Origin of the sequence: Pseudomonas sp. EA_15y_Pfl1_P101 (genome assembly GCF_963970835.1) — a bacterium.
In the GTDB taxonomy this organism is placed as follows: domain Bacteria; phylum Pseudomonadota; class Gammaproteobacteria; order Pseudomonadales; family Pseudomonadaceae; genus Aquipseudomonas; species Aquipseudomonas tritici.
This window is the reverse complement of record NZ_CAXAPA010000013.1, coordinates 146,895-170,013: the sequence shown is the minus strand read 5'-3', so window position 1 is coordinate 170,013 and position 23,119 is coordinate 146,895. Positions and strand designations below refer to the sequence as shown.

General features: G+C 60.1%; 18 protein-coding genes and 1 pseudogene. 8 read left to right on the top strand and 11 right to left on the bottom strand.

Going from position 1 to position 23,119, the window contains the following annotated elements:
• Positions 1 to 101: 101 nt before the first annotated feature.
• The 7 genes and pseudogenes from AACY36_RS20795 to hemE all read left to right on the top strand — a co-directional run.
• Positions 102 to 1,358, top strand: a pseudogene (locus AACY36_RS20795) (type IV pilus secretin PilQ); the annotation flags it as partial.
• A gap of 4 nt (positions 1,359 to 1,362) precedes the next feature.
• Positions 1,363 to 1,881: a shikimate kinase AroK gene (gene aroK, locus AACY36_RS20790; protein ID WP_339497534.1), complete on the top strand. Its 519-nt coding sequence runs from the start codon at positions 1,363 to 1,365 to the stop codon at positions 1,879 to 1,881.
• A gap of 125 nt (positions 1,882 to 2,006) precedes the next feature.
• Positions 2,007 to 3,107: a 3-dehydroquinate synthase gene (gene aroB / locus AACY36_RS20785; protein ID WP_065875726.1), complete on the top strand. Its 1,101-nt coding sequence runs from the start codon at positions 2,007 to 2,009 to the stop codon at positions 3,105 to 3,107.
• A 9-nt stretch (positions 3,108 to 3,116) separates the two neighbouring features.
• The gene (locus AACY36_RS20780) at positions 3,117 to 4,670 is read left to right on the top strand and encodes an SPOR domain-containing protein (protein ID WP_339427280.1); all 1,554 of its coding nucleotides are present in this window, start codon (positions 3,117 to 3,119) and stop codon (positions 4,668 to 4,670) included.
• 348 nt (positions 4,671 to 5,018) lie between these two features.
• Positions 5,019 to 9,464: a glutamate synthase large subunit gene (gene gltB, locus AACY36_RS20775; RefSeq protein WP_339497532.1), complete on the top strand. Its 4,446-nt coding sequence runs from the start codon at positions 5,019 to 5,021 to the stop codon at positions 9,462 to 9,464.
• 32 nt (positions 9,465 to 9,496) lie between these two features.
• Entirely contained in the window at positions 9,497 to 10,915 is a 1,419-nt protein-coding gene (locus AACY36_RS20770; protein WP_339415559.1) for an FAD-dependent oxidoreductase, read from the top strand.
• A 143-nt stretch (positions 10,916 to 11,058) separates the two neighbouring features.
• Complete coding sequence (hemE, locus tag AACY36_RS20765) at positions 11,059 to 12,126, top strand: uroporphyrinogen decarboxylase (protein ID WP_339415560.1); 1,068 nt, start codon at positions 11,059 to 11,061, stop codon at positions 12,124 to 12,126.
• Between the two features lie 48 nt (positions 12,127 to 12,174).
• On the opposite strand, the gene AACY36_RS20760 is transcribed toward hemE, so the two are convergent.
• The 3 genes from AACY36_RS20760 to AACY36_RS20750 form a co-directional block, all read right to left on the bottom strand.
• Positions 12,175 to 12,816: a retron system putative HNH endonuclease gene (locus AACY36_RS20760; RefSeq protein ID WP_339427279.1), complete on the bottom strand. Its 642-nt coding sequence runs from the start codon at positions 12,814 to 12,816 to the stop codon at positions 12,175 to 12,177.
• The gene (locus AACY36_RS20755) at positions 12,813 to 14,081 is read right to left on the bottom strand and encodes an AAA family ATPase (RefSeq protein ID WP_339427278.1); all 1,269 of its coding nucleotides are present in this window, start codon (positions 14,079 to 14,081) and stop codon (positions 12,813 to 12,815) included. The genes AACY36_RS20760 and AACY36_RS20755 overlap by 4 nt, the downstream gene beginning before the upstream one ends.
• Before the next feature lie 75 nt (positions 14,082 to 14,156).
• Positions 14,157 to 15,434, bottom strand: a complete 1,278-nt coding sequence (locus AACY36_RS20750) for an MFS transporter (protein WP_339427277.1) — start codon at positions 15,432 to 15,434, stop codon at positions 14,157 to 14,159.
• 124 nt (positions 15,435 to 15,558) lie between these two features.
• On the opposite strand from AACY36_RS20750, the gene AACY36_RS20745 reads away from it, so the two are divergent.
• The gene (locus AACY36_RS20745; protein WP_339415562.1) at positions 15,559 to 16,452 is read left to right on the top strand and encodes a LysR family transcriptional regulator; all 894 of its coding nucleotides are present in this window, start codon (positions 15,559 to 15,561) and stop codon (positions 16,450 to 16,452) included.
• Between the two features lie 157 nt (positions 16,453 to 16,609).
• On the opposite strand, the gene AACY36_RS20740 is transcribed toward AACY36_RS20745, so the two are convergent.
• Genes AACY36_RS20740 through AACY36_RS20705 form a run of 8 tightly spaced genes read right to left on the bottom strand, consistent with a single transcriptional unit; the run spans position 16,610 to position 23,109 of the window.
• Positions 16,610 to 17,053 carry a hypothetical protein gene (locus AACY36_RS20740; RefSeq protein ID WP_339415563.1) on the bottom strand — a complete coding sequence of 148 codons (444 nt, stop codon included), beginning with the start codon at positions 17,051 to 17,053 and terminating at the stop codon, positions 16,610 to 16,612.
• Between the two features lie 26 nt (positions 17,054 to 17,079).
• Complete coding sequence (locus tag AACY36_RS20735) at positions 17,080 to 18,306, bottom strand: beta-ketoacyl-ACP synthase (protein ID WP_339415564.1); 1,227 nt, start codon at positions 18,304 to 18,306, stop codon at positions 17,080 to 17,082.
• Complete coding sequence (gene fabG, locus AACY36_RS20730; RefSeq protein ID WP_339415565.1) at positions 18,306 to 19,034, bottom strand: 3-oxoacyl-ACP reductase FabG; 729 nt, start codon at positions 19,032 to 19,034, stop codon at positions 18,306 to 18,308. The genes AACY36_RS20735 and fabG overlap by 1 nt, the downstream gene beginning before the upstream one ends.
• On the bottom strand, positions 19,031 to 19,492 hold the full coding sequence (locus AACY36_RS20725) for a hotdog family protein (protein WP_339415566.1): 462 nt from the start codon (positions 19,490 to 19,492) through the stop codon (positions 19,031 to 19,033). The genes fabG and AACY36_RS20725 overlap by 4 nt, the downstream gene beginning before the upstream one ends.
• A complete protein-coding gene (locus AACY36_RS20720) occupies positions 19,489 to 20,655 on the bottom strand; it encodes a beta-ketoacyl-[acyl-carrier-protein] synthase family protein (RefSeq protein ID WP_339497531.1) in 1,167 nt (388 codons plus the stop codon). The genes AACY36_RS20725 and AACY36_RS20720 overlap by 4 nt, the downstream gene beginning before the upstream one ends.
• Positions 20,652 to 21,134: a hypothetical protein gene (locus tag AACY36_RS20715; protein WP_339497530.1), complete on the bottom strand. Its 483-nt coding sequence runs from the start codon at positions 21,132 to 21,134 to the stop codon at positions 20,652 to 20,654. Before AACY36_RS20715 ends, AACY36_RS20720 begins: the two co-directional genes overlap by 4 nt.
• Entirely contained in the window at positions 21,131 to 21,865 is a 735-nt protein-coding gene (locus tag AACY36_RS20710) for a class I SAM-dependent methyltransferase (protein WP_339415569.1), read from the bottom strand. Before AACY36_RS20710 ends, AACY36_RS20715 begins: the two co-directional genes overlap by 4 nt.
• Positions 21,862 to 23,109 carry an NAD(P)/FAD-dependent oxidoreductase gene (locus AACY36_RS20705; RefSeq protein ID WP_339427276.1) on the bottom strand — a complete coding sequence of 416 codons (1,248 nt, stop codon included), beginning with the start codon at positions 23,107 to 23,109 and terminating at the stop codon, positions 21,862 to 21,864. Before AACY36_RS20705 ends, AACY36_RS20710 begins: the two co-directional genes overlap by 4 nt.
• Between the last annotated feature and the right edge of the window lie 10 nt (positions 23,110 to 23,119).

Below are 23,119 nucleotides of genomic sequence, written 5' to 3'. Positions count from 1 at the left end.
GTGTGGCGCTATGGATAGCGTTCACGGCACCGATGGCTAGTGCTGTGCCCAGTCGCGTGGATTTGATCCAGTTGCCGCCTCCCGGCAGCGCCATGTCAAGCGCCTACACAGGCGACAAGCTGAACCTTAACTTCCAGAGCATCGAGTTACGTACCGCGTTGCAGCAAATTGCCGATGTGGCGGGCCTCAACCTGGTAGCGAGCGACGATGTGCAGGGCTCGATCACCCTGCGCCTCAAGGATGTGCACTGGGACCACGCGCTGGACCTGGTGCTGCAAGCCAAGGGGTTGGATAAGCGGGTAAAGTCCGGTGTATTACTGGTGGCGCCTGCCGAGGAGTTGGCCGCGCGTGAGCTGCTGACCCTTGAGTCGCGCAAGCAAATGGCCGAACTGGCGCCGTTGCGCCGTGAGCTGTTGCAAGTCAACTACGCCAAGGCGGCGGACCTGGCCAAGCTGTTCCAATCAGTCACGGGCCTTGAGGGCGTCACCGATGAGCGTGGCTCGGTGGCGGTCGATGATCGTACCAACAACATCATTGCCTACCAGACCGGGGAACGGATGGAGGAGCTGCGGCGGATCGTGGCTCAGCTGGATATTCCGGTGCGCCAGGTAATGATTGAAGCGCGGATTGTCGAGGCCAATGTCGATTACGACAAAAGCCTGGGCGCGCGCTGGGGTGGCCGGCTGAATCGCGGAAACTGGGGCGCGGGAGGTATCCCCAAGCCTCAGTCTGAAGGTGCGGAACCGCCTGAGAACCCACCCAGCTCACCCTTTGTCGATTTGGGTTCGCTGACCGGCACCTCGGGCCTGGGCATCGCCTTTATCACCGATAACCTGCTGCTGGACCTGGAACTCACCGCCATGGAGAAAACCGGCAACGGAGAAATCGTTTCGCAACCCAAAGTGGTCACCTCCGACAAGGAAACCGCGCGCATCCTCAAGGGCACCGAGATTCCTTATCAGGAATCCAGTTCCAGTGGCGCCACTTCAGTGTCGTTCAAGGAGGCGTCGCTGTCGCTGGAGGTCACCCCGCAAATCACCCCCGACGACCGCGTAATCATGGAGGTCAAGGTCACCAAGGATGAGCCCGATTACTTGAACAAACTCAACGACGTGCCGCCGATCAAGAAAAACGAGGTCAATGCCAAGGTGTTAGTGAAGGATGGCGAGACCATTGTTATCGGCGGGGTCTTCTCCAATACCCAAAGCAAAGTGGTAGATAAAGTGCCATTTTTGGGCGATGTGCCGTATCTTGGCCGCCTTTTCCGGCGCGATGTGCTGGCGGAGAAAAAATCCGAGCTGCTGGTATTCCTGACTCCGCGTATTATGAATAACCAGGCGATTGCTGTGAGTCGTTGATTCTGTGCGAAATTTGATTCTTGTAGGACCGATGGGAGCTGGAAAAAGCACCATCGGCCGTTTGCTGGCCAAAGAGCTGCGCCTGCCATTCAAAGATTCCGACAAGGAAATTGAATTGCGCACGGGTGCCAATATCCCATGGATCTTCGATAAGGAAGGCGAGCTGGGCTTTCGTGACCGCGAGCAGGCGATGATCGCCGAGCTGTGTGGCTGCGATGGCGTGGTGTTGGCGACTGGCGGTGGCGCGGTGATGCGCGACGAAAACCGCCGCGCGCTGCATGCCGGTGGTCGGGTGGTCTATCTGCATGCGTCAGTCGAGCAGCAGGTGGTCCGCACCGCCCGCGATCGCAATCGACCATTGCTGCGTACGGCCAACCCGGAAAAAACCCTGCGGGACCTGCTCATGCTGCGCGATCCGCTGTACCGGGAGATCGCCGATCTGGTGGTGGAAACCGATGAGCGGCCCCCTCGGATGGTGGTCCTCGACATTCTCGAGCGTCTGCAACGGCTGCCACCCCGTTAAAGCTGGGCCCGAAATGCGCTATTCTCGGCGGCGCGCTATCACCCTGCGGGGTGTGGCGTAGAGCCATCAGGTGATGTCAGATCTTGACGTTGCCGGTCGTCAATACATCTCTAACGCGGGGACACATGCAGACACTTAAGGTCGATCTAGGCGAGCGCAGCTACCCGATCCATATTGGCGAAGGTCTGCTGGACCAGCCCGAGTTGCTCGCACCGCACATTGCCGGGCGGCAAGTGGCGATCATCTCCAACGAAACGGTCGCGCCGCTGTATCTTGAGCGTTTGAGCCGCAGCCTGTCGGCGTACTCGGTTATTTCTGTGATCTTGCCCGACGGCGAAGCCCACAAGAACTGGGAAACCCTGCAACTGATCTTTGATGGCTTGCTGACCGCACGCCATGACCGCCGCACCACGGTGATTGCTTTGGGCGGCGGCGTGATCGGTGATATGGCCGGCTTCGCAGCCGCCTGTTACCAGCGTGGCGTGGACTTTATCCAGGTGCCGACCACTCTGTTGTCCCAAGTCGATTCGTCGGTGGGCGGCAAGACCGGTATCAACCACCCGCTGGGCAAGAACATGGTGGGCGCGTTCTATCAGCCTCAAGCCGTGCTGATCGACACCGCGACACTCAACACCCTGCCACCGCGCGAATTGTCGGCTGGCCTGGCGGAAGTCATCAAGTATGGGTTGATCTGCGACGAGCCATTCCTGACCTGGCTGGAAGAGCATGTAGACGCATTGCGCAACCTCGACCAGGTGGCACTGACCGAAGCGATTTCCCGTTCCTGCGCCGCCAAGGCGCTGGTGGTGAATGCCGACGAACGGGAGTCCGGTGTGCGGGCCACGTTAAATCTGGGCCATACCTTCGGCCATGCGATCGAAACGCACATGGGCTATGGTGTGTGGCTACATGGCGAGGCCGTGGCTGCTGGCACGGTGATGGCGTTGGAGATGTCGCAACGCTTGGGCTGGATCAGCGCCCAGGAGCGTGATCGCGGTATCCACCTGTTCCAGCGCGCCGGTTTGCCGGTCATCCCGCCTGAGGAGATGACTGAGGCGGACTTCCTCGAACATATGGCGATAGACAAGAAAGTGATCGACGGTCGACTGCGACTGGTGCTGCTACGCCACATGGGCGAAGCGGTAGTGACCGACGATTATCCAAAAGAGATTTTACAAGCCACGCTGGGAGCGGATTACCGTGCCCTGGCTCAGCTGAAAGGTTAATCAGACCCGATGACTAGTTTGCATGCCGACGAGGCGTTCCTCGGCCACTACCAGTTAAGCCACGACCCCTTTGCTCCACGGGTGCCTGGTTTCAAATTTTTCCCGGCCCAGCGCAAACCGGTGCTTGGTCAGTTGCATCACCTGGCGCGCTACAGCCAACTGCTGCTGGTCGTGACCGGCCCGTTGGGCAGCGGCAAGACGCTGCTGCGCCAGGCCCTGGTGGCTAGCACCAACAAGCAGTCGGTACAGAGTGTGGTGGTGTCAGCCCGTGGTGCCGGTGATGCGGCCGGCGTGTTGCGCCAGGTTGCCCAGGCGCTGGACGTGGCCACAGCCGAGCCGAACGCGATCCTCAAGCAGGTTGTGCAGCTCGGTCTGACCGGCCAGGAAGTCTACCTGCTGGTGGATGACGCCGAGCAGCTCGACGAATCGGCTCTGGAAGCGCTGTTGGCGCTGGCGGCGGGCACGCCGGAAGGTCGCCCGCACGTGTTCCTGTTTGGCGAGTCGTCGTTGATCGCCGACCTCGAGCAGATCAGTGGTGATCAGGAGCTGTTCCACGTCATCGAGCTGCAGCCGTACGAAGAGGAAGAAACTCGCGAATACCTGGCTCAACGCCTGGAGGGCGCCGGGGCGGGTATCGAACTTTTCTCCGCTGCGCAGATCTCTGATATTCACGAAAGCTCCGACGGCTGGCCTGGCAACATCAATCAGGTTGCCCGCGATGCCATGATCGAAGCCATGATTGCCAGCCGCACCGCGGTCAAGCGTCCAAAGATGGGGTTCACTATGCCTAAGAAGCACGTATTGGCGATTTCCGCCGTTGTCGTGGTCGCTGTAGCGGCTGCCTGGTTGATCCCGGGTCGCAGCAAAGCACCGACCACTGCCGGCGCGCCAACCGAACAGGCGCAGTTGCCACTGGGTAAGCCCACGCCAAACGTTGAGTTTGCCAACTCCGGCCAACCGACCAACCTGCCGATGGTCGGCCAGCCCGTCATGCGCGGCCCGCTCGCTGAAGAAGCGGGTGGCATTGCCGAAGGTGACGACGGTGTGCCGGTGGAAGGTTCCAGCGCTACGCCGCCGACCGTGACCACCACCGCACCACCTGCGGGCGTGCCAGCGGGCCAGCCGGCTGCCACGCCAACACCTGCGCCTACGGTGGCCACTGCCAAGCCTGCGCCAGTGACCAAGCCGGTCGCGCCAGCACCTGCCGCCAAGCCAGCTCCGGCTGCCAAGCCTGCTGAAAAACCAGCCGCCACTGTCGCCAAAGCCGGCGCCGCTGGCAGCAGCTGGTACGCCAGCCAGCCAACCGGCAACTTCGTGGTGCAGATCCTTGGCACCAGCTCGGAAGCCAATGCCCAGGCGTTCGTGAAAGAGCAGGGCGGCGAGTACCGTTATTTCAAGAAAATGCTTAACGGCAAGCCTCTCTACGTGATCACCTACGGCAGCTTCTCCAGCCGCGCTGCCGCAGATTCCGCGATCAAATCCTTGCCAGCGAAGGTTCAGGCTGGTAAACCTTGGCCTCGCACTGTTGCCAGCGTTCAACAAGAACTCGCAACAACTCGCTGAAGGTCCGGCGGCCTTACCCAGGCCGCCCTCCCGGCACCTCAAAAAACTACAACAGCGTGCAGCCCTGAAGGCCGCGCGCTTTGTGGTGTCTGCGTCACGTAGCTTTTGAGTCGTAGCGGTCAGAATTAAAAAAGTTTTGACTAGCACAGCATATCGCTTTAAACCTTTCATAAATGCGACATAGATTTGCGACATTTCGTCGCTAAATTTGTGAGCGTCTGTGTCGGTGTGTACAATGACCTCCCTTTTGCCCCCGCTAAGCCGGCGTACGTTCGGCGTGGAAGGTAACCGGTTGAATTGAAAAGAAATTTGCCTCGGTATAAGAGGCAGCCTGGTGAGAAAGTGTCTATGAAAGCAGGTCTGTATCAACCCGATGAATTCAAGGATAACTGTGGTTTCGGCCTGATAGCCCATATGCAGGGCGAGCCCAGTCATACCCTTCTGCAAACGGCCATTGAGGCCCTGACCTGCATGACCCACCGTGGTGGGATCAACGCCGACGGCAAGACCGGTGACGGTTGTGGCTTGCTCATTCAAAAGCCCGACCAGTTCCTGCGTGCCATCGCCAAACAGCATTTCGCGGTCGACCTGCCCAAGCAGTACGCCGTGGGCATGGTGTTTTTCAACCAGGACCCGGTTAAAGCCGAGGCCGCTCGCGAGAACATGAACCGCGAGATCCTCGCTGCGGGCCTGCAACTCGTTGGCTGGCGCAAAGTGCCGATCGACACCAGCGTGCTCGGCCGCCTGGCCCTTGAGCGCCTGCCGCAGATCGAACAAGTGTTCATCGCTGGCGATGGCCTGAGCGACCAGGACATGGCGATCAAGCTGTTCACCTCGCGTCGTCGTTCGTCCGTGTCCAACGCCGCCGATACCGAGCACTACATCTGCAGCTTTTCGCACAAGACCATCATTTATAAAGGCCTGATGATGCCGGCGGACCTCACCGCCTTCTATCCAGACCTGAGCGATGAGCGCCTGCAAACCGCAATCTGCGTGTTCCACCAGCGCTTCTCCACCAACACCCTGCCGAAATGGCCGCTGGCCCAGCCATTCCGCTTCCTCGCCCACAACGGCGAGATCAACACCATCACCGGCAACCGCAACTGGGCCGTGGCCCGTCGCACCAAGTTCGCCAACGACCTGATGGACCTGGAAGAGCTCGGCCCGCTGGTCAACCGTGTGGGTTCCGACTCCTCCAGCATGGACAACATGCTCGAGTTGATGGTCACCGGCGGCATCGACCTGTTCCGTGGCGTGCGCATGATCATTCCGCCTGCGTGGCAGAACGTCGAGACCATGGACCCCGATCTGCGGGCGTTCTATGAGTACAACTCGATGCACATGGAGCCGTGGGATGGCCCGGCTGGTGTGGTAATGACCGACGGCCGCTACGCGGTGTGCCTGCTCGACCGTAACGGTCTGCGCCCGGCGCGTTGGGTCACCACCACCAACGGTTTCATTACCCTGGCGTCGGAAATCGGCGTGTGGAACTACAAGCCGGAAGACGTCATCGCCAAAGGCCGCGTAGGCCCTGGCCAGATCCTCGCCGTGGACACCGAAACAGGGCAGATCCTCGACACCGACGCCATCGACAACCGTTTGAAGTCCCGTCACCCGTACAAGCAATGGCTGCGCAAGAACGCCCTGCGCATCCAGGCGACCATGGAAGACAACGACCACGGTTCGGCTTTCTACGACGTCGACCAGCTCAAGCAGTACATGAAGATGTACCAGGTCACGTTTGAAGAGCGCGACCAGGTGCTGCGTCCGCTCGGTGAGCAAGGCTACGAGGCGGTCGGCTCCATGGGCGATGACACGCCAATGGCCGTGCTGTCCCAGCGTGTGCGTACGCCGTACGACTATTTCCGCCAGCAGTTCGCCCAGGTGACCAACCCGCCGATCGACCCGCTGCGCGAAGCCATCGTAATGTCCCTGGAAGTGTGCCTCGGTGCCGAGCGCAATATCTTCCAGGAATCGCCTGAGCATGCCTCCCGCGTGATCCTCAGCTCGCCGGTCGTGTCCCCGGCTAAGTGGCGCTCGCTGATGACTCTGGAACGCCCAGGCTTCGACCGCCAGAGCATCGACCTGAACTACGACGAGAGCCTCGGCCTTGAAGCCGCTGTGCGCAATGTCGCCGACCAGGCCGAAGAAGCCGTGCGCGCCGGTCGTACCCAGATCGTGCTGACCGACCGTCACATCGCGCCGGGCAAGCTGCCGATCCACGCATCCCTGGCGACCGGTGCGGTACACCACCGCCTGACCGAAAAAGGCCTGCGTTGCGACTCCAACATCCTCGTCGAAACCGCCACAGCCCGCGACCCGCACCACTTTGCGGTGTTGATCGGCTTCGGCGCTTCGGCGGTGTACCCGTTCCTCGCGTACGAAGTGCTCGGTGATTTGATCCGTACCGGTGAGGTGCTGGGCGACCTCTACGAGGTGTTCAAGAACTACCGTAAAGGCATCACCAAGGGCCTGTTGAAGATTCTGTCGAAGATGGGTATCTCCACTGTCACTTCGTACCGTGGCGCGCAGTTGTTCGAAGCCATCGGCCTGTCCGAAGAAGTCTGCGATTTGAGCTTCCGTGGCGTGCCAAGCCGCATCAAGGGTGCGCGTTTCGTCGACATCGAAGCCGAACAGAAAGCCCTGGCCGCGGAAGCCTGGAGCGCGCGCAAGCCGATCCAACAAGGCGGCCTGCTCAAGTTCGTGCACGGTGGCGAATACCATGCCTACAACCCGGATGTGGTCAGCACCCTGCAAGCCGCCGTGCAGCAGGGCGACTACGCCAAGTTCAAGCAATACACTGCGTTGGTGGATAACCGCCCGGTGTCGATGATCCGTGACCTGTTCAAAGTGAAAACCCTGGACACGCCGCTGGCCATCAGCGAAATCGAGCCGCTGGAATCGATCCTCAAGCGCTTCGACTCCGCGGGTATTTCCCTCGGTGCTTTGTCGCCTGAGGCCCACGAAGCCCTGGCCGAAGCCATGAACCGCCTGGGTGCGCGTTCCAACTCCGGCGAAGGCGGTGAAGACCCGGCGCGCTACGGCACCCTAAAAAGCTCAAAAATCAAACAGGTGGCGACGGGCCGTTTCGGTGTAACCCCGGAGTACTTGGTCAACGCCGAAGTGCTGCAGATCAAAGTCGCCCAAGGCGCCAAGCCTGGCGAAGGCGGCCAACTGCCCGGCGGCAAGGTCAACGGTTTGATCGCCAAGCTGCGTTACGCAGTGCCGGGCGTGACGCTGATCTCGCCACCACCGCACCACGATATCTACTCGATTGAAGATTTGTCGCAGCTGATTTTCGACCTGAAACAAGTCAATCCGCAGGCCCTGGTCTCGGTGAAACTGGTCGCGGAAGCCGGTGTGGGCACCATTGCCGCGGGTGTCGCGAAGGCCTATGCCGACCTGATCACCATCTCCGGCTACGACGGCGGCACCGGCGCATCCCCGCTGACCTCCATCAAGTACGCCGGCGCGCCATGGGAACTGGGCCTGGCTGAAACTCACCAGACCCTGCGCGGCAACGACCTGCGCGGCAAAGTCCGTGTGCAGACCGACGGCGGCCTGAAAACCGGCCTCGACGTGATCAAGGCTGCAATCCTCGGCGCTGAAAGCTTCGGCTTCGGCACTGCGCCAATGATTGCCCTGGGCTGCAAATACCTGCGCATCTGCCACCTGAACAACTGCGCCACCGGTGTGGCGACGCAGAACGAGAAGCTGCGCAAGGATCACTACATCGGCACCGTCGACATGGTGGTGAATTTCTTCACCTACGTCGCCGAAGAAACCCGTGAGTGGCTGGCCAAGCTGGGCGTGCGTTCGTTGGAAGAGCTGATCGGGCGCACCGATCTGCTGGAGATCCTCGAAGGCCAGACCGCCAAGCAACAGCACCTGGACCTGACGCCGTTGTTGGGCAGCGACCACATCCCGGCAGACAAGCCACAGTTTTGCCAAGTGGACCGCAACCCACCCTTCGACAAAGGCCTGTTGGCCGAGAAGATGGTCGAAATGGCCGGCGCCTCGATCAACGACGCCAGCGGTGGCGAATTTGCCCTGGATATCTGCAACTGCGACCGTTCCATCGGCGCACGCGTCTCCGGCGAAATCGCGCGCAAGCACGGCAACCAAGGCATGGCGAAGGCGCCAATTACCTTCCGCTTCAACGGCACTGCGGGCCAGAGCTTTGGCGTGTGGAACGCCGGTGGTCTGCACATGTACCTGGAAGGCGATGCCAACGATTACGTGGGCAAGGGCATGACCGGCGGCAAGCTGGTGATCGTTGCGCCTAAAGGCAGCGTCTACAAGAGCCAGGACAGTGCCATCATCGGCAACACCTGCTTGTACGGCGCCACCGGTGGCAAGTTGTTCGCCGCCGGTACCGCCGGTGAGCGTTTCGCCGTGCGTAACTCCGGTGCTCACACCGTGGTGGAAGGCACTGGCGATCACTGCTGCGAGTACATGACCGGGGGCTTTGTCGCCGTATTGGGCAAGACCGGTTACAACTTCGGTTCAGGCATGACCGGCGGTTTCGCCTACGTGCTCGACCAGGACAATACCTTCGTCGACAAGGTCAACCACGAGTTGGTCGAGATCCAGCGGATCAGCGGCGAAGCCATGGAATCCTATCGGAACCACTTGCAGCACGTGCTGGACGAGTACGTTGAGGAAACCGGCAGCGAATGGGGTCGTAACCTCGCCGAAAACCTCGATGATTACCTGCGTCGTTTCTGGCTGGTCAAGCCCAAGGCGGCCAACCTGAAATCGTTGCTTTCCAGCATCCGTGCCAACCCGCAGTGACATGCGCCTGAAGAGTTTGATGAGGTTTTAACATGGCTGAACGTCTGAATAACGACTTCCAGTTCATCGATGTCGGGCGCAAAGATCCGAAGAAGAAACTGTTGCGTCAACGCAAGAAAGAGTTCGTGGAAATCTACGAACCCTTCAAACCCCAGCACTCGGCCGACCAGGCCCACCGCTGCCTGGGTTGCGGTAACCCGTATTGCGAATGGAAGTGCCCGGTGCACAACTTCATTCCCAACTGGCTCAAGTTGGTGGCCGAGGGCAACATCCTCGCCGCCGCCGAGCTGTCGCACCAGACCAATACCCTGCCGGAAGTGTGCGGCCGGGTGTGCCCGCAAGACCGTCTGTGTGAAGGGGCGTGCACCCTCAACGATGGCTTCGGTGCGGTAACCATCGGTTCGGTCGAGAAGTACATCACCGACACCGCGTTCGCCATGGGCTGGCGCCCGGACATGTCCAAGGTCAAGCCGACCGGCAAGCGCGTCGCGATCATCGGTGCCGGGCCTGCTGGCCTGGGCTGCGCCGACGTGCTGGTACGGGGTGGCGTAACCCCGGTGGTGTTCGATAAGAACCCGGAAATCGGTGGCCTGCTGACCTTTGGCATCCCCGAGTTCAAGCTGGAAAAAACCGTACTGAGCAACCGGCGTGAAGTGTTCACCGGCATGGGCATTGAATTCCGCCTGAACACCGAGATCGGCAAAGACGTGACCATCGAGCAGTTGCTCGCCGAATACGATGCCGTGTTCATGGGCATGGGCACCTACACCTACATGAAGGGCGGCTTTGCCGGTGAGGACCTGCCGGGTGTGCATGACGCTTTGGACTTCCTGATCGCCAACGTGAATCGCAACCTGGGCTTTGAAAAGTCGCCGGAAGATTTCGTCGACATGAAAGGCAAGAAGGTTGTGGTGCTCGGCGGTGGTGACACCGCGATGGACTGCAACCGCACGTCGATCCGCCAGGGCGCCAAATCGGTGACCTGTGCGTACCGTCGTGACGAAGCCAACATGCCCGGCTCGCGCAAAGAGGTGAAGAACGCCAAGGAAGAAGGCGTGAAATTCCTCTACAACCGCCAGCCGATCGCTATCGTCGGTGAAGACCGCGTCGAAGGCGTGAAGGTGGTCGAGACCCGTCTCGGCGAACCGGACGCCCGTGGCCGTCGCAGCCCTGAGCCGATCCCGGGTTCTGAAGAGATCATCCCGGCTGACGCCGTTGTCATCGCTTTCGGCTTCCGCCCAAGCCCGGCGCCGTGGTTCGAGCAGTTCGAGATTCAGACCGACAGCCAGGGTCGCGTTGTAGCCCCGGAACAAGGCCAGTACAAGCACCAGACCAGCAACCCGAAGATTTTTGCCGGTGGCGATATGGTGCGCGGTTCTGACCTAGTAGTGACCGCGATCTTCGAAGGCCGTAACGCTGCCGAAGGGATTCTGGATTACCTGAACGTCTAGCGATGTTAGCTGCCAGTTTCAAGCTGCAAGCGGCAAGTGAAAGCAAATGCGCTTTTAACTTGCCGCTTGTAGCTTGTCGCTAGTCACTGTCTTTCTCCTTCTGGCTCTGAGAAAATGCCCGCACTTTTTTTGCGGATGCCGACATGACTGCCCTGAAGAACGACCGTTTCCTTCGTGCCCTGCTCAAGCAACCCGTGGACGTCACCCCCGTGTGGATGATGCGCCAGGCCGGTCGCTACCTGCCGGAATACCGCGCCAGTCGCGCCCACGCCGGCGACTTCATGAGCCTGTGCATGAACCCGGAGTTCGCCTGCGAAGTCACAATGCAGCCACTGGACCGCTATCCGCAACTGGACGCGGCCATCCTCTTCTCCGACATCCTCACCATCCCTGACGCCATGGGCCAAGGCCTGTACTTCGAAACCGGCGAAGGCCCGCGTTTCAAGAAAGTCGTCAGCACGTTGGCCGACATCGAAGCCCTGCCGATCCCGGACCCGCACAAGGACCTGGGCTACGTGATGGACGCCGTCAGCACCATCCGCCGTGAACTCAACGGCCGCGTGCCGCTGATCGGCTTCTCCGGCAGCCCATGGACCCTGGCCACCTACATGGTCGAAGGCGGTTCGTCGAAAGACTTCCGCAAGACCAAGGCCATGCTTTACGACAACCCGCAAGCCATGCACTTGCTGCTGGACAAGCTGGCACAGTCGGTTACCAGCTACCTCAACGGCCAGATCATGGCTGGCGCGCAAGCGGTGCAGATCTTCGACACCTGGGGCGGCAACCTGTCGGCAGCGGCCTACCAGGAGTTCTCCTTGGCTTACATGCGCAAAATCGTCAGCGGCCTGATCCGCGAACACGAAGGCCGCAAGGTTCCGGTCATCCTGTTCACCAAAGGGGGCGGCCTATGGCTGGAAAGCATTGCTGACGCAGGTGCAGACGCACTCGGCCTGGACTGGACGTGCGACATTGGCGAAGCCCGTCAGCGCGTGGGCAACCGTGTGGCGCTGCAAGGCAACATGGACCCGACCGTGCTGTACGCCAAGCCGGAAGCGATCCGCACCGAAGTCGGCCGTATCCTCGCCAGCTACGGCAAGGGCACCGGGCATGTATTCAACCTCGGTCATGGCATTACGCCGGAAGTGAACCCGGAACATGCCGGTGCCTTCCTGCGTGCGGTGCACGAGTTGTCGGCGCAATACCACGAGTGATCGTCGCACAATAGAAAACGCCCGGTTTATGCCGGGCGTTTTTGTTGGTTAATGTCCGAGTAGCTGCTCCGCGTAGCGGGCAACGACATGATCGAAAGCTTCATGTTGACCGCTGAGGGGCTGACGAGATCGCTGGATGATTTTCTCCAGCTCCTCAATCGTGAAATCAGCTAGAAAGTCGTTATCGAAAACACCTTCCAGCTTTTCCTTGCGGCGGCTATTCAAGAACTCAATGTCAAGTGCGAGCAGTTCGATCATAGCTTCGGCAGAAACATCGTCATTACTGCCTTTGATTTCACCCAGTAATGTAAATCTGAAACGGCTTTCGCAGTTATCCTCTAGCGGAGATATATGAGAATCTTCGCAGAAGTCACTCCCCTTGCTATGGCCGCAATGTGCCGGCTTGGGCGTTTCCGTTTCACCTTGGCAGGATGCGTGGAGATTGGTGTATTCCAAGTCCAAATGACTATGGTTTTTCTGGGGGCGAAAGTGTTCAATATGGCTCGAGTCCAGGGTGATTTTGTCTCCGCAATAACAACAGGCATAACCTTGTTCGGTCAGCAGGCTGGCATGTAGCTCTTTTTTCTGTGGATGTCGTAGCTCTGAATAGGTGGGAGACCACGCTTCATTCGCCATCGACTTCCACTCGGTAAATGATGCAGGTTCAGTGCCTTTGATAACTCGCTTCATCGACCAATCATCTCCTTACGCTTAAGAAACGCCTCAGCTCTTAAGAACTCGGGAAGGCCGGGAGCTTTTTCCTTGAGTGCTTGAAGCTGAGCTTTGGCTTTTTTAAAGTCATTGTCTTCGAGGGTACTGAAGAGTTCGCTGAGGAGCGTTTCAATTTCTGGTTCGCGTTCGGAGACTCCCATGATTTCCTCCAGAACTCTGCTGGAGTCAAGTCCGTAGGAAACGTGAGGGTGTGAGGCATCCCTTTTATTCAAGAGCATGATTTCACCAGGCTTCAAACCACCGATTATTTGCGGTGAGTGACTGGCAGCAATAAATTGGATCTTCGGGAATGCGTTTTTCAGCGCTGAAACAATACTGCGCTGCCATCCGGGATGCAGGTGGATATCGAGCTCATCAATAATAACGATGCCATAGGTGTTTTCTAAAACTCGACTTCCCATGTGAGGGTTTAGGAGACACATACGTCTGGCAATATCTGAAACCAGAGCGATCATGCCGCGTTGCCCATCGCTTAAACTGCTAAAAGGCAAACTAATCTGTTCGTCGACATGCACTAGCAACGTACGAAGCCCCAAGTCGTACTCAATGCCTTTCGAGTCAGGTAATGCAAATTTTAGCGCTGTATTTACCCAATGAAGCTCATCGTCAAAATCCCGTGAAGAGTCTGATCGGGAAATACGTTGTAAGCGTTCTAGAGTTTTTCCTATGAACCAACTTTCAAAATTTTGTAAATTTACAGCTGCATCAAACCAATCTACATACGCATCGAGTCTTGACGATTTCTGTGTCGCTGCAAGTTCGGGAGACACTTGGGCCGATGTCCATCGGCGGTTAGCTCGGTAGAAAGTAAACAGTGGAAGATCGAAGATATGCTCTGAATCTAGGTGATCGATTTTTTTTGAGAGGGTCGTATGAATTTCATAGTTGTGGCTTTGTGACTGGTCTTTACGATCCTTGGAAATCTTCCAATTGGTGAGGCCAAAAGCAGAACCTGTAGCACTCAACACCAGTGGATAGATGTGCTCATACCTGAAACGGTCATTGAATTGCTGAACGGTAAACCGTACATCTTGATCTGATATATGGGCCTCGTGTCTGCCCATGGCGCCTGAGAAGTTGCAAAGGCTTGACGCCACCGCTTGCAGCAACGAAGTCTTGCCGCTCCCATTAACCCCCACGACCAGATTAAACCCGGGTTGGAAGTCAAAAGTGGCCTCATCGTAGCAACGAAAATTCTGAATATGAAGCTGGTCCAGGCGCATCTGGCTTTCCTTTACCAAGGCTGACGAATGCCGTCAGTGTACCTTGGCCCGGCAGAACCGCTAGAGGCGCAGGTGTTACGTGCTTTTTGCACCTTGCAACGGCGGCAACTTCGCCAATTTCAACGCCACCAGCAACGCTCCAATCAACAACGCCACGATAAACGCCCCAATCCCGTTCCATTCGGCATAGTGCCAGAAGAACCCACCCGCCGTCCCCGCCACACTCGATCCCGCGTAGTAGCAGAACAGGTACAACGAAGACGCCTGCCCCTTGGCCTTCACCGCGCGGCGGCCGATCCAGCTGCTGGCCACCGAGTGGGCGCCGAAGAAGCCGAACGTGAAGATCAGCATGCCCGGCACAATCAGCCATAGCGGTGTGAACAAGGTCAGCGTCATGCCCGCAAGCATCAGCACGATGGTGGCCCACAATACGCGACGGCGGCCGAGGCGGTCGGCCAGGGAGCCGATTTTCGCTGAGCTGTAGATCCCCGAGAGGTAGACCAGCGACAGCAGGCCGACCACGGCTTGGCTCAGGCCGTAGGGATCGGCCAGCAGGCGATAGCCGATGTAGTTGAACATCGTCACGAACGCACCCATCAGCAGGAACGCTTCAAGGAACAGCCACGGCAGGCCCGCGTCCTTGAAGTGCATGACAAAACCGTCCACCAGGCTGCGCGGCTTGAGGCTGCTGGCGCGGAAGTTGCGCGATTCGGGGAGGATTTTCCAGAACACCGTGGCGGCGATCAGCGCCAGGGCGCCAATGATCAGCATTGCGGTGTGCCAACTGACGAAGTCGATCAACACGCCGATGATCAGGCGCCCGCTCATGCCGCCAATCGCGTTGCCACCAATGTACAGGCCCATGGCCAGGCCGATGTGCTGCGGGTGGATTTCCTCGCTCAGGTAGGTCATGGCCACGGCGGCCAGGCCGCTCAGTGACAGGCCCACCAGCGCGCGCATGAATAAAATCCCCTCCCAGGAAGGCATCAAACCACTGGCAATCGTCGCGAGCGCCGCGCAGAACAGCGCGGCGACCATCACCGGTTTACGTCCCAGGGTGTCGGAAATCGGCCCGGTAATCAGCAGGCCCAGCGCGAGCATCGCAGTGGACACGGACAGGATCAGGCTGCTTTGCGCTGCATTGATGGAAAACTCGTGGGACAGCGCCGGCATCATCGGTTGCACGCAATACAGCAGGGCAAAGGTGGCGAACCCCCCGGAGAACAGCGCGAGTACCGTACGCATGAACATCGGTGTGCCTTTTTCGATGTACGCGTCATTGAGCTGGGCCACCACCTCATCCAGGGCAGTGGGCGGGACTTCTTGAGCGAGTGGAGCGACAGCAGAATTCACGGGGACCTCGGGGAGGAAGAGCGTGCCAGGACCGGCCATGCAAAAAAGAATATAGCTGGCTAATGATTCTTTCCAATATATTGTTCGACCTGTTTGATAGCTTTTACGACCTAATGAGGCCTGTATGGAATTGCGTCACTTGCGGTACTTCATTGCCGTCGCCGAAGAACTGCACTTTGGCCGGGCTGCGCAGGTGCTAGGCATCTCGCAGCCGCCGCTGAGCCAGCAGATTCAGGCGCTGGAACAGGAAGTGGGTGCACGTTTGTTTGAGCGTACCAATCGTCGGGTCGAGCTGAGCGAGGCGGGACGGTTGTTCCTGCATGAGGCGCGATTGGTGCTGGCTCAGGTCGACAAAGCGGCGGACGTGGCGCGCCGGGCGCAGTTGGGTGAGCTGGGCGAATTGAAGATCGGCTTCACGTCATCGGCACCGTTTAACTCCAGCATTCCCCAAGCGATCTTTGCGTTTCGCCAGGCGTTTCCGGCGGTGCACCTCAATCTGCAGGAGATGAGCAGCACCGAGGTGGCCGAGTCGCTGGTGGATGAGTCTATTCAGGTCGGGCTGATGCGGCCATTGCCGTTGCCGGATTCATTGAGTGTGGTCGAGCTGATGCGCGAACCGCTGGTGGCCGTAATGAACGCCGGCCATCCATTGGTAGCTGGCAGTGAGCATGGTCTGCACCTGGCGCAGCTGGCGGAAGAACCGTTCGTGTTTTTCCCGCGTAGCTATGGCAGTGGGCTCTACGCGCAGTTGCTCAGCCTGTGCCGTGACGCCGGGTTTAGCCCGCACTTTGCCCAGGAAGCGGGGGAGGCGATGACCATCATTGGCCTGGTCGCGGCGGGGCTGGGCGTGTCGGTGTTGCCGGCCTCCTATCAGCGCATACGGATCGACGGGGTGGTGTATCGCACGCTGCTGGATCCGGAGGCGGTGACGGCGGTGTGGCTGGTGCAGCGAAAAGGCGCGCAGACGCCGATGGCAGCGGCGTTTGTGGAGTTGTTGACGCGTAAATCCGCTCAGTAAGAACGCGTACTTCAAAGCGAAGCAGATCGATGTGGGAGCTGGCTTGCCTGCGATAGCATCCCCTCGGCATACCTGATCCATCGAGTCGTCCGCATCACAGGCAAGCCAACTCCCACCTTTGATCTTTGTCGTTTCTGGCGCGCAGCGAGCGCCAGTTTTATTTCGAAGTGCCCGTCTGCTCAAACAACTGCGCCGCATTCCCAGACTCACTCACGCCATTACTGCGCAACGCCGCCATGATGTCGCGGTCCAGCATGCTCACCCAGCGGTTGTAGTTGCGATGGATCTTGCCGTCTTTGTAGCCCAGTTCGCGGCTGTCGCGGTAGGTGATGGCGTAGCTGTTGCGGGTGTAGCGGATGTCGATGGCGGCGTAGTACTGGTTACGCACGGTGATCTCGGCCTGCACCAATTGCGGGCTCAGGCGTTGTACCGTCCATTCGCGCTTTTGCAGGGCGTTGACGATCACCGTTTTCATTTTCTCTTCGCTGACCTGGGCAGTGGCCGGCAGGTCGTGCTGGGTGTTGAGCACTGGTTTGCTGGTGCAGCCAGCGGTGGTCAGCAAGGCCAGGGTGATCAGGGTCGCGCGTAGCAAGGAAGACATTGCGTATTCACCAATCGATTAAAAAGTCAGGACCAGCGGCGGAAGATCAGCGAGGTGTTGACGCCGCCAAAGGCAAAGTTGTTGTTCATCACGTAATCGTTGTGCATCTCGCGGAATTCACCTTGCAGGTAATCCAGCTCGCCGCATTGCGGGTCCACTGAATCCAGGTTGAAGGTGTGTACGTACTGGTTGCGGTTCATCATCTCGATGCTGAACCACGACTCCAGTGCGCCGCACGCACCCAGGGTGTGACCGAGAAAGCTCTTCTGTGAACTGATGGGCATGCGGGCGCCGAACAGGCTGCTGGTGGCCTGCGTCTCGGCGATGTCGCCCTGGTCGGTGGCAGTACCATGACCGTTCACGTAGCCAATCGCGGAAGGCTCAAGCCCGGCATCTTCCAGGGCCAGTTCCATCGCGCGGCGCATGGTTTTCTGCTCCGGACGCGTGGTGTGCTGGCCGTCGGCGTTGCTGCCAAAGCCCACCAGCTCGGCGTGGATATGCGCACCCCGCGCCAGGGCGTGTTCCAGTTCTTCGAGCACCAGCATCCCGCCGCCTTCGCCGATCACCAGGCCATCGCGCCCGCTGTCATAGGGGCGTGGGCTGGTTTGCGGCGCGTCGTTTTTCAGGCTGGTGGCGTAGAGCGCGTCGAACACCATGGCTTCGGTGGGGCACAGTTCTTCGGCGCCGCCGGCGAGCATCAATGGCAAGCGGCCGAACTTGATCGCCTCATAGGCATAGCCGATGCCTTGGCTGCCGCTGGTGCAGGCGCTTGACGTAGGAATCAGCCGTCCGGTGAGGCCAAAGAAGATGCTGATATTCGCCGCCGTGGTGTGCGGCATCATGCGCACGTAGGAGTTGGCATTCAGTCCCTCGGCCACCGAGTTCAGCAGCATGTTGCCGAACGCCTTGATCTCGTCGGTGCTGCCGGTGGACGAGCCGCAGGCCACGCCCATGCGCCCGTCCTTGATCGACTCATCGCCGAGCAAACCGGCGTCCTGCAACGCCTGCTCCGCGGCCCACACCGCCAGGCGCGACACCCGGCCCATGCTGCGCAGTTGCTTGCGCGTCCAGTGCGCGGGCACGACAAAATCGTCGATTGGCCCGGCCAGGCGGGTGTTCAATTCAGTAAAACGGTCCCACTCGTCCATGCGCCGGATGCCGCTGCGGTTGGCGCGGAAGTTGGCGGCAATGGTCGCCCAATCACCGCCCAGGGAGGTCATGCCGGCCATACCGGTCACTACGACGCGTTTCATCAGCACAAGCCTCCATTCACCGCCAGGACCTGGCGCGTGATGTAGCCGGCTTCGGTCGACATCAGGAAGTTCACTGCGCCGGCCACCTCTTCAGGCGTGCCCATGCGCTGCGCCGGGATCATCTTCATCAGCTCTTCCACCGGTACGTTTTCATCCAGCATCGCGGTGTCGATCAAGCCGGGTGCGACGCAGTTGACGGTGATCTTACGCTTGCCCAGTTCGATGGCCAGGGCCTTGGCCGCACCGATCAACCCGGCTTTGGAGGCACTGTAGTTAACCTGGCCACGGTTGCCGATCAACCCGGAAACCGAGGTGATGCACACAATGCGCCCGGCGGCGCGACGACGAATCATCGGCATCATCACCGGGTGCAGGACGTTGTAGAAACCGTCGAGATTGGTGCGCATCACCACATCCCAATCGTCTTCCGACAGCGCCGGAAACGCACCGTCACGGGTCAGACCGGCGTTGAGCACCACGCCGTAATAGGCGCCGTGTTGCTCTACGTCGGCTTCAAGGATTTCCTTGCACGTCGCGCGATCCGCCACATCGAATTGCAGCACCCGCGCCTGGCGTCCCAGGGCTTCAACCTCGGCCTGTACCGCGCAGGCTTCGGCACGGCCACTGCGGCAATGCAGCACGATGTCATGCCCGGCCTGTGCCAGGCGCAGTGCGATGGCGCGGCCGATGCCACGGCTGGAGCCGGTGACCAGTACGGATTCAGTCATGGCGTTTCGTCCTTCGATTCATCTAAATAGGTGGCCGCCTGGGGCGGTCGAAATACATTCAAGCGGGCGCTGGCCTGGATACCGCTGCCGGTAAGGTGGCATTCGAACACACCCATGCCGTTGTCGTCTTCCAGGGAGCGCAGGGCGTGGATCGTCAGCTCGGCGTCTGCCGGGAAGTGCTCCACGTTACACTCGAACTTACGTGTGCCGAGCAGGAAGCCCAGTTCCACCGCTTTGCCTTTCTGGCGGGCGCGGCAACCGGCATAGGCGGCGACGCTTTGTGCCATCAACTCGATGCCGACCCAGGCCGGCAGGCTGCCGTCCGGGCGGTTGAACAGGCCGCCGGGCTTGATGGTCGCGCGGGTGTGAATCTGCTCTTCATCGAACGACAGCACCTGGTCGATCAGGATCATGTCGCCGGCATGGGGCAGCAGTTCGGCGAGTGGCCAATCGATCATGGGGCCTCTCCGATAATCAGGCTGACATTGTTGCCGCCGAAGGCAAACGAATTGCTCATCAGGCAGCGTTTTTCCAGGGCTTGCGCGGCCTGCGCCCACTGCAGGGCGGGCAGTGCCGGGTCGGGCTGGCCGTCCCATACATGCGGCGGCACCCGCTTATGGACCAGGCTCAACCAGCAGAACGCCGCTTCCAGGGCGCCGGCTGCGCCCAGGGTATGCCCGCTCATGGGTTTGGTCGACGAGCAGGGCACGCCTTCCGGGAATAGGCTGGCGACGGCCAGGCTTTCCATGGCGTCGTTATGCTGGGTGGCGGTGCCGTGCAGGTTCAGATAACCGATCTGTTCGGGCTGCAACTTTGCGCTGGTTAGCGCCTTGCACATTGATTTCAGAGCACCTTTGCCGGAGGGTTCGGGCGCGGAAATATGGTGCGCATCGCAACTCGCGCCGCTGCCCAATAGGGCAATCGGCGCCGGTTCCTTGCTCATCAGGAACAACACCGCTGCTTCGCCGATATTGATGCCGTTGCGGTTCGCCGAAAACGGGTTGCAGCGCTCGTTCGACACGGCATCCAGCGCGGTAAAGCCATTGAGGGTCAACTTGCATAAACTGTCGACGCCGCCGCAGATCACTGCATCGCACACGCCCAGGTCCAGCAGGCGCTGGGCACTCATCAGCGCGCGGGCGCTGGAGGTGCAGGCGGTGGAGATCACGTAGGCCGGGCCACTCAGTTGCAGCCAGTCCGCGAGGAAGTTTGCCGGGGCGCTGAGTTCCTGTTGCTGGTAGTCGTAGTCGCCGGGGAACTGGTTTTCCCGCAGGTAATGGGCAATCCCGCGACTGGCTTCGTCGATGCCCGAGGTGCTGGTGCCGAGCACAATACCCACCCGTGATGTGCCGTGGGTATTGATCGCCTGTCGGATCTCGTCTTCGATCTGCAACGCTGCTTCCAGCAGCAACTGGTTATTGCGGCTGCTCTGCTGGCCCAGTTCTAGCGGGATGGTGGCGAGTTCGCCGTGCACACCGGCCACCGGCAGCACGCGCTCCGGCACCCAGCCGCTTTCGGCGCGCATGCCCGAGCAGTCACCGGCAAACAGGCTGCGGCTGACCTCGGCCTGGCCACGGCCGAGGGCGCAGATTATGCCCAGGGCGTTGAGGTAGGCGGTCATCGGGCAGCCCCGAGCGGCGTGATGCGGTAGCTCAAGGGCTTCCCCGTCATGTTCACGCTGAAGACCTCGGACGATTGATACACGATCTGCCAATGCCCCGGCAGGGTGCGCGTCAGGTCCATCGCCTGCGCGCTGGGGTAAAGCGCGCGCACGTCATTTGCCGATGTCAGCGCAAACAGCAATGCGGCAAACAGCTCCCTGGCCTGCGGATTGGGCGGCAGCAAGCCATCGGCCTGCCACTCGCCATTGATCAGCTTTTGCCGGGCCAGTGGGATGCCCAGCGGGTCCATCATCGACCACCGAATCGCCGCGCCTTCGCGCTGGATCACCAGCAGCCAGTCCTGGCTCTGGCCGTCGGCCAGGCGCTGCACATGCAGCTGCAGCGGCAGGGCCAGGACCGGCGTTTTCTCGGGCAGCGGTGGCTGGCTGGCGCAGGCACTCAGCAGCAACAGGCAGCCCATCAACAGCATGCGTATCATGGGGCAGTACTCGCCAGGGGTTTGCGTGCCACGCAGTTGACCAGGGTTTCTTCGCGCTGGCCCACTGGCGGCGCCTGGCGCAGGCCCCAGCGCTCGAGCAGGCCGAAGTCGCTGGAGCGGCTCCACCACAAATACGGGTACGAGACGTTCTGCGGGCCAAACTCGAAGCCCTGCTCGCGGAGCATCTGCAAGTACTCTTCGGCGCTTTTCTGCACGTGCATGGGGTGGCGAAACAGCCAACGGATGACCCAGGTGTCGATATAGGCTTCGGTGGACTCGGCAAACAGCAGATAGCCGCCGGGCTTGAGTACACGATAGAACTCTTTGAGGGCGCGGTGCTGTTCAACCAGATGGTGGAAGGTCTGGTGACAGAACAGGATGTCGACGCTGGCGTCTGGCACGTCGAGGGTGGCGCAGTCGCTGCCGATCAGCTCGACGCTCAACCCTTGGCGCGTGGCCTCAACCTGGCACAACTCCAGGCTGTGGGGGTCTGCGTCCAGGCCGATCAACCGTGAAGGCGCAAATACCTGCTGCAACAGCGTGAAGGATTTGCCCTGACCGCAACCGGCGTCCAGCAGTACCGGCGCCTCAGGCAATGGCTCCGTGAACAGGCTGCGCAAGTCGTTGATCGCCACGCGTAACACGCGATGCTGCCAGGTGTGACTGCGCAGGAACCAGAGGCCAAATTTGGTTTCCTCGACGTAGTTCTTACTTAAATACTGGCTGCTCATACCGGTTCACTCGCACAAATCTCCGACAACATGCGCAACCGTCGCTTGGGCTCGCTGACAAACGGGTTGCGTTCATCCCACGCGTAGCCGGCGAGGATCGCGCTGATCATCCGACGAATCTCCGGCGAGCTGTCCGGATGGAAAATCACATCCTGGAAGGTCCCGGCGTACCAGCCTTCGACGTAGCAGCGGAAGGTATCGACACCTCGCTTCAACGGCTCTGCAAACTCGGTCTGCCAGTTGACGGTTTCACCTTTGAGCTGACGGTGCAGCACGCCGGCGGCCATGCTCGCCGAACGCATGGCGATGGTTACCCCGGAGGAAAACACCGGGTCGAGGAATTCCGCCGCGTTGCCCAGCAGTGCAAAGCCTGGGCCGTGAAGGGTTTTGACGTTGGCCGAATAGCCGCCGATGGTGCGCGCCGGCGTATCCCACACAGCGTTTTGCAGCACGCCGGACAGGCTCGGGGTTTCATCGATAAAGCCCCGCAGGCAGGCATCGAGGTCGCCGTCGCGGCCGTCGAAATGTCTCTTGGCCGCGACCACGCCCACCGAGCAGCGGCCGTCGCTGAACGGGATGGTCCAGAACCAGATATCGCGCTGGGTCGGGTGGGTGGTTACGAGGATCTTGGTACGGTCGAAGCCCGGGTGTTCGATGCGGTCTTCAACGTGGGTGAATACGGCCTGGCGCACCGGAAAAGTCGACGGTACGTCTAGGTCCAGCAGGCGCGGCAACACACGGCCGTAGCCACTGGCGTCGAGCACGAACTTGGCCTTGAGGTGGTACTCGCTGCCGTTTTCGCGACGTACGTGCAGGTAGCGGCACTCGCCGCTGAAATCCACACCGACGATGGTTTCGCCGTAGCGGATCTCTACGCCCTGAACGGCTGCCTGATCCGCCAGCAACTTGTCGAACTCGCCGCGCTGCACCTGGAAGGTGGTGGGCTTGCCGTTGCTGAACGTATCGCTGAAATCAAACGCGCTGTAGCGCTCGCCCCAGGCGAATGCGGCACCGGTTTTCACTTGGAAACCCGCCGCCTGTACGGCGTCGAGCATGCCGGCTTCTTCGATAAAGTCGATGCAGTGGGACAGCAGGCTTTCGCCAATCGAGAAGCGGGGAAAATGCTGGCGCTCGATGATCAATACATCATGGCCTTTGCGCTTTAACAGCGCAGCGGCGATGGCCCCGGACGGACCGGCACCGATCACCACCACCTGGCGACGTTCCATTTCAACTGTGGGCACGAGGGCTCCT